The 6,365-nt window shown below is 66.8% G+C and carries 6 protein-coding genes and 1 pseudogene; all 7 read right to left on the bottom strand.

Features of this window, described 5'->3' with window-relative positions; genetic code table 11:
• Positions 1 to 38: 38 nt before the first annotated feature.
• On the bottom strand, positions 39 to 899 hold the full coding sequence (locus C1876_RS14600) for an aldo/keto reductase (RefSeq protein ID WP_114547461.1): 861 nt from the start codon (positions 897 to 899) through the stop codon (positions 39 to 41).
• Positions 900 to 1,032: 133 nt separating this feature from the next.
• Positions 1,033 to 1,317, bottom strand: a pseudogene (locus C1876_RS14595) (peptide chain release factor-like protein); the annotation flags it as partial.
• A 149-nt stretch (positions 1,318 to 1,466) separates the two neighbouring features.
• Positions 1,467 to 3,140 (bottom strand): AMP-binding protein, encoded by a 1,674-nt coding sequence (locus C1876_RS14590; RefSeq protein WP_114547459.1) that lies wholly within the window; start codon positions 3,138 to 3,140, stop codon positions 1,467 to 1,469.
• A gap of 193 nt (positions 3,141 to 3,333) precedes the next feature.
• The gene (locus tag C1876_RS14585; RefSeq protein ID WP_114547458.1) at positions 3,334 to 3,885 is read right to left on the bottom strand and encodes a helix-turn-helix domain-containing protein; all 552 of its coding nucleotides are present in this window, start codon (positions 3,883 to 3,885) and stop codon (positions 3,334 to 3,336) included.
• A 12-nt stretch (positions 3,886 to 3,897) separates the two neighbouring features.
• Positions 3,898 to 4,434 carry a 2-oxoacid:ferredoxin oxidoreductase subunit gamma family protein gene (locus C1876_RS14580; RefSeq protein ID WP_114547457.1) on the bottom strand — a complete coding sequence of 179 codons (537 nt, stop codon included), beginning with the start codon at positions 4,432 to 4,434 and terminating at the stop codon, positions 3,898 to 3,900.
• Positions 4,431 to 5,279, bottom strand: a complete 849-nt coding sequence (locus C1876_RS14575; RefSeq protein ID WP_114547456.1) for a thiamine pyrophosphate-dependent enzyme — start codon at positions 5,277 to 5,279, stop codon at positions 4,431 to 4,433. The genes C1876_RS14580 and C1876_RS14575 overlap by 4 nt, the downstream gene beginning before the upstream one ends.
• Before the next feature lie 3 nt (positions 5,280 to 5,282).
• Entirely contained in the window at positions 5,283 to 6,362 is a 1,080-nt protein-coding gene (locus tag C1876_RS14570) for a 3-methyl-2-oxobutanoate dehydrogenase subunit VorB (RefSeq protein WP_114547455.1), read from the bottom strand.
• Positions 6,363 to 6,365: the final 3 nt, after the last annotated feature.

Here is a 6,365-nt window from a genome sequence, read left to right as displayed (position 1 = left end):
CCTTCGGGGAGGGGGTGCAGCTGTGCGCGGCAGGTGGTTTAGAAGTCGATGGTGTCGGGGTCGAGGCCGCTTTGGCCGAGGGGGTCCAGCTCGTCGATGCGCTGCAGGTCTTCGTCGGTGATGTTGAACCAGAAGATGCGGGCGTTCTCGGCGATGCGCGCCGGGTCCGTGGACTTCGGCAGCGGGATGGCGCGGCGCTGCAGGCACCAGCGCAGGCACAGCTGCGCGACGGTGCAGCCGTAGCTGGCCGCGATGTCGATGAGCAGCTGGTTCTCCAGCACGCGGCCGGAGCCGAGGGGCGACCACGCCTCCACCACGATGTCGTGGCGATTGCAGAACTCGCGCGTGACCTCCTGGTTGCAGCCGGGATGCAGCTCGATCTGGTCCACCATGGGCAGGATCTGCGCGGTGTCCATGAGAGGCTCGAGGTGCTCGGGCTTGAAGTTGCTCACGCCGATGGCGCGCACCTTGCCGTCGAGGTAGAGCGATTCGAGCGCGCGCCAGGTGTCGGCGTTCGTGCTCTTCCAGTTCGCGTCGCGGTGCTCGGCGGCCGGCCAGTGGATGAGGTACAAATCGACGTAGTCGAGGTGCAGCCGGTCGAGCGACTTCTCGAACGCCTTGAGGGTGGCGTCGTAGCCGCGGTCGGAGTTCCACACCTTCGTGGTGATGAACAGATCTTCGCGGGAGACGTCGCCCGAGGCGAGCGCCTTGCCCACCGTGCCCTCGTTCTCGTAGGCCGCCGCCGTGTCGATGTGGCGATACCCGTCGTGGAGCGCCTGGTGAACGGCGTCGATCCCCACTTCCCCGTCGGGCATCTTCCACGTGCCGAATCCCAGGCACGGGATGCCGTAGCCGTTCCGCAGGGTGATCCGGTCCTTCGGGCTTTGCAAATCCGCCATGCGCTTCCTCCTATATCGCAAGCGCGCCGATTCTCCGATCAGGCGCTTTCCGTCGTAACGGCTTCACGATACGTCGAGATCGAAGGCGGTCGCCGAACCGTGCGGCGTTCGTAGGGCAACAGGCACGCAAGCGTTACTCGTCGATGCGGCCCCGTTGCGCCTTCGTTTGGGAGCGTTGCCGCTTCTCCGCAAGACGGCGTTCTTTGGCGCGGCGCGGCACCTTCGTTGCGCGGCGCACCTTCGGCGGCACGGCCCTGCGCTCGAACTGCGCCCGCAGCTTCTGCAGGCACAGCTGCCGGTTGCGGAACTGGCTGCGCGACTCGCGCGACACCACCGTGAGGCCGCTCGGCACGTGCGTCATGCGCACGGCCGAATCCGTGGTGTTCACGCACTGCCCGCCCGGCCCGCTCGCGCGGAACACCTGTACGTCGCAGTCGCGCGCGACGTCCTCGAGCGTCTGGCGCGCCCATCGGGCGAAGTCGCGGTATGTCGGATCGGTAGGTTCCATGAGGGCATGATACCACGCGGAAGAAGCGGAAAGGGCGCCCCTGCAGGCGCCCTTCCTCGTCAGTCTTCGATGCCGTCGTTGTTGCGGATGAGCTTGCGCTTGATCTTGCCGCCGATGGTTTTCGGCAGCTCGTCCACGAACTCGACGATGCGCGGGTACTTGTACGGTGCCGTCGTCTTCTTCACGTGGTTCTGCAGCTCCTTGACCAGCTCCTCGGTTGGCTCGAAGCCGCGCGCGAGCACGACGGTGGCCTTCACCACCTTGCCGCGGATGGGGTCGGGCGCAGCCGTGACGGCGCACTCCACGACGGCGGGGTGCTCGATGAGCGCGCTCTCCACCTCGAAGGGGCCGATGCGGTAGCCCGAGCACTTGATGACGTCGTCGTTGCGGCCCACGAAGAAGCAGTAGCCGTCCGAGTCGCGCCACGCCATGTCGTGAAGGTTGTAGTACTCCCCGCCCACGGCCTCCTGCGTGCGTTCCGGCTCGCGGTAGTAGCCCGTGAACAGGCCCGGCGGGTAGGCCTCCTTGAGGCCCGTGACGCAGATGGCGCCCTCCTCGCCGTCGGGCACCTCCACGCCCTCGTCGTCGAGCAGCTTGATGTTGAGCAGCGGCGAGGGCTTGCCCATCGAACCCGGGCGCGGCTCCACCCACGGGAACGTGGCCAGCAGCACGGGGCCCTCGGTCTGGCCGAAGCCCTCGCGGATGTTCTTACCCGTCAGACGCTTCCAGGCGATGGTGACCTCGGCGTTGAGCGGCTCGCCCGCCGTGGCGAAGTTGTGCACGCTCGACAGGTCGTAGGCGCTCACGTCCTCCTGCAGCATGAAGCGGTACATGGTGGGCGGCGCGCAGAACGTGGTCAGCCGGTAGTCCTGGATCTTCTGCAGCAGCTTCGTGGGCACGAACTTGTCCATGTCGTAGGCGAAGATGGTGGCGCCGGCGATCCACTGGCCGTAGATCTTGCCCCAGCCGAACTTCGCCCAGCCGCTGTCGGTCACGCTCATGTGGAGCGTGTCCTCCTCCACCTGCTGCCAGTACTTCGCCGTGATGATGTGCCCGAGCGGGTGCGCGAAGTTGTGGCACACGGCCTTCGCCATGCCCGTGGTGCCGGACGTGAAGTAGATGAGCATGGTGTCCTTGCTCGTGACGCCGGCCTCGCCGGTCGGGCGCTCGAAGACGTCGGACGCGCCGTCGACGAGCTCGTTGAACGGCGTCCATCCGTCGCGCTCGCCCGCCACGATGATGCGCTGCTGGATGGACGGCGCCTCAGGACACGCGAGCTCGGTCTGCCCGCACACGTAGTCGTCGTTCACGCAGATCATCATCTTCACCTGCGCGCTCTCGGCGCGGTAGACGATGTCCTTCTTCGTCAGCTGCAGCGACGCGGGAATGATGGTGGCCCCCAGCTTGCACAGCGCCACGGCGCACACCCAGTACTCCCAGCGGCGGCGCAGGATCATCATGACGACGTCGCCCTTGCCGATGCCGAGCGCGCGAAACGCGTTGGCCGCCTGGTTGGACAGGCGCGACAGATCGGCGAACGTGAACGTGCGCTCCTCGTCCGCGTCGTCGCACCAGACGAGCGCGCGCTTCTCGGGCTCGACGCGCGCCCACTCGTCCACGACGTCGAAGCCGAAATTGAACGCTTCGGGCACGTTGATCTGGAAGTTCTCGAAGAAGTCCTCGTAGGAGTCGAACTCGATGCGGGGGCAGTACTGTTTCAGAATATGGTTCACGGGTCGCGCTTTCCTTTCTCACGCCTTACCGGTCCAGCAAAGTCAGCGAGAAGCGTTGTGGTGGTTCAGATTGCCGTGAAAGCCCGAGGAAGCGTACCTTGGGTACGCGACGAGGGCTTGGAGCGGCAAGATGAGCCGCCACAACGCTTCGCAGCGTCGAGCAGTTCCGCCGTTCGGAGAACGGCGGAACGCATCACTCGGCGATGATGGTCACGAATTTCGCGGGCACGTCGCCGCCGCACCGCTGGCCGTGCGGATGCTCCGGGTTGAAGTAGATGCTGTCGCCGGCATTGAGCTCGAACTCCTTGTCGCCCCAGGTCACCACAACGGTGCCCTCGATGACGAGGTTGAACTCCTGGCCCGTGTGGCACACGAGCTTCGCGGGCTCGTCGGACGGGTCGAGCACCACGAGCAGCGGCTGCATGATCTTGCCGGTGTAGCGCCAGGCGAGGTCTTCGAAGTGGTACCCCGGATAGCGGTCCACCTCGCGGCCTTCGCCCCACCGCACCACCTGGTACGTGTCGAGCTTCGCCGCCGTGCCGGTGAGGATCTCGGTGAACTCCACGCCGAAGTGGTGGGCCATGTGGTAGATGGCCGAGATGGGCACGTCGTCGCCGGTTTCCTCCCAGCGCACGTACGTCTCCAGCGGCACCTCCAGCTCGGCCGCCATGTCCTCGCGCGATACGTCGCACGCCTCACGCAGCCCCTTGATGCGCAGGCCGATCTCGGCCAGTTCAGCTACCATCAGTGTCCTTCCCTACGCGTCGATACCCAATTGCAGCGCGCGCTTGTTCATGTCGAGCATGGCGGTCTTCTTGGCGGGCACGCACTTCTCGATGGCCTTCCACAGCGTCTCTTCCTCGCAGAACCTCGTCTCGGCGAACAGCTTGCCGGCCAGGATGATGTTCGCGAGCTTCTTGAAGCCCGCCTCCTCGGCCATGGCCGTCGCGGGGATGGCGCACATGCGCACGCCCTCGATCTCGGGGACGCTCTGGATGAGCGTGGAGTCGGCCACCACGATGCCGCCGGGAGCGACGCTTGTCTCGAACTTGTCGAGCGAGGGCTGGTTCATGGCCACGAGCACGTCGGGCACGAGCACGAGCGGGCTTCCGATGGCGTCGTCGGACAGGCACACGCTGCAGTTGGCCGTGCCGCCGCGCATCTCGGGGCCGTACGAGGGCAGCCACGACACCTCGCGGTCTTCGAGCAGGCCGGCGTAGGCGATCAGCTTGCCGGCGAAGAGCACGCCCTGGCCGCCGAAGCCGGCCAGCACGATGTTGAGGGAGCGGCTCATCGCGCGCCTCCTTCCGTAGCCGGTGCGGGGTTCGCGATGGGGCATGCGGCGGCGCGGTCGGCGGCAGCCTCGGCCGCGTTCGCGTAGCCGTCGGCCACCACATCCTTGTACACGCCCAGCGGGTAGTACGGCAGCATGTTCTCGTTCATCCAGGCGAATGCGTCCTGCGGCGTCATGCCCCAGTTCGTCGGGCAGGTGCCCACGATTTCCACGAGCGAGTAGCCGCGCTTGTCGATTTGGGTCTGGAACGCCTTCTTGATGGCCTTCTTCGCCTTGCGCACGTTCTTCGGGCAGTCCACGGTGACGCGCTCGAGGTACGCCACGCCGTCGAGCGAGCTCAGCAGCTCGCACACGCGGATGGGGAACCCGGCGGTCTCGGTGTCGCGACCGTAGGGCGACGTCTGCGTCACCTGGTTCGGCAGGCTCGTGGGGGCCATCTGGCCGCCCGTCATGCCGTAGATGGCGTTGTTGACGAAGATGATGGTGATGTTCTCGCCGCGCGTGGCCGCGTGCACGGTCTCGGCCATGCCGATGCTGGCGAGGTCGCCGTCGCCCTGGTAGGCGAACACCACGCCGTCGGGCAGCACGCGCTTGACCGCGGTGGCCACCGCCGGCGCGCGGCCGTGGGCGGCTTCGATCATGTCGCAGCCGTAGAAGTCGTAGGACGTGACGGTGCAGCCGACGGGCGCGATGCCCACCGTCTCGCCTTCCACGTCGAGCTCGTCGAGGCATTCCGCCACGAGACGGTTCACGATGCCGTGCGAGCAGCCGGGGCAGTAGTTCGTCACGACGGGCAGCAGCGCATGGGGCCTCTCGAACACGACTTTCATTTCCTTCTCAGCCATGGCTTACTCCCCTCCTTTGCAGGTAGCGATTTCCTCGTTCATAGCTTCGAGCTTGGCCAGCACCTCGACCGGCGTCGGGATGACGCCGCCGGTGCGGCCGTAGAAGTCCACCGGGCGGCGGCCGGCGAGCGCGAGGCGCACGTCGTCCACCATCTGGCCCATGTTCATCTCCACGGACAGGTACGCCTTCGCCTGGGGAACGGTGGCCTCGATGGCGTCCACGGGGAACGGCCACAGGGTGATGGGGCGGATGAGGCCGGCCTTGATGCCCTTCTCGCGGGCGGCGACCACGGCGCTGCGGGCCACGCGGGCGCTCGCGCCGAACGCCACCACCACGATGTCGGCGTCCTCGGTGAGGAACGACTCGGCGCGCTGTTCGTCGCGCTCGATGGCGGCGTAGCGCTTGTAACGTTCGACGTTGAGGTCCTCGAGGGCCTCGGCCGTCAGGTACAGCGAGTTGACCACGTTGTGCGCGCGCTTGTGCCCGTGGCCCACGGTTGCCCAGGGCTTCTCGGGCAGCACGTCGTTCGGCTCGGGCATGACCACGGGCTCCATCATCTGGCCGAGCATGCCGTCGGCCAGGATCATGACGGGCGTGCGGTACGCGTCGGCCACGTCGAAGGCGGAGTACACGTAGTCGGCCATTTCCTGGACGGTGGACGGGGCATACACGACCACATGGAAGTCGCCGTGGCCGAGCGCGCGCGTGGCCTGCCAGTAGTCGGCCTGCGACGGCTGGATGCCGCCGAGGCCCGGGCCGCCGCGCTGCACGTTGATGATGACGCCCGGCAGGTCGGCGCCGGCCATGTAGGAGATGCCCTCGCCCTTGAGCGAGATGCCCGGCGAGGAGGACGACGTCATGACGCGGGCGCCGGCCGCAGCCGCGCCGTACACCATGTTGATGGCCGCGATCTCGCTTTCAGCCTGCAAAAACGTGCCGCCGACCTTCTCCATGCGCTTGGACATGTATGCCGCAAGCTCGGTCTGCGGCGTGATGGGGTACCCGAAGAAGAAGCGGCAGCCTGCGCGCAGGGCGCTTTCCGCCAGAGCCTCGTTACCCTTCATGAGCACTTTCTCTGCCATGGT

This window comes from Eggerthella sinensis (assembly GCF_003339815.1).
In the GTDB taxonomy this organism is placed as follows: Bacteria; Actinomycetota; Coriobacteriia; order Coriobacteriales; family Eggerthellaceae; genus Eggerthella; species Eggerthella sinensis.
The sequence above is the reverse complement of the archived record's forward strand: the minus strand, read 5'-3'. Positions and strand labels throughout refer to the sequence as shown.

Coding starts and splice junctions, on each gene's coding strand:
- C1876_RS14575 (WP_114547456.1), bottom strand. CDS start 5,279: ATGGCTGAGAAGGAAATGAAAGTCGTGTTCGAGAGGCCCCATGCGCTG.
- C1876_RS14580 (WP_114547457.1), bottom strand. CDS start 4,434: ATGAGCCGCTCCCTCAACATCGTGCTGGCCGGCTTCGGCGGCCAGGGC.
- C1876_RS14570 (WP_114547455.1), bottom strand. CDS start 6,362: ATGGCAGAGAAAGTGCTCATGAAGGGTAACGAGGCTCTGGCGGAAAGC.
- C1876_RS14585 (WP_114547458.1), bottom strand. CDS start 3,885: ATGGTAGCTGAACTGGCCGAGATCGGCCTGCGCATCAAGGGGCTGCGT.
- C1876_RS14600 (WP_114547461.1), bottom strand. CDS start 899: ATGGCGGATTTGCAAAGCCCGAAGGACCGGATCACCCTGCGGAACGGC.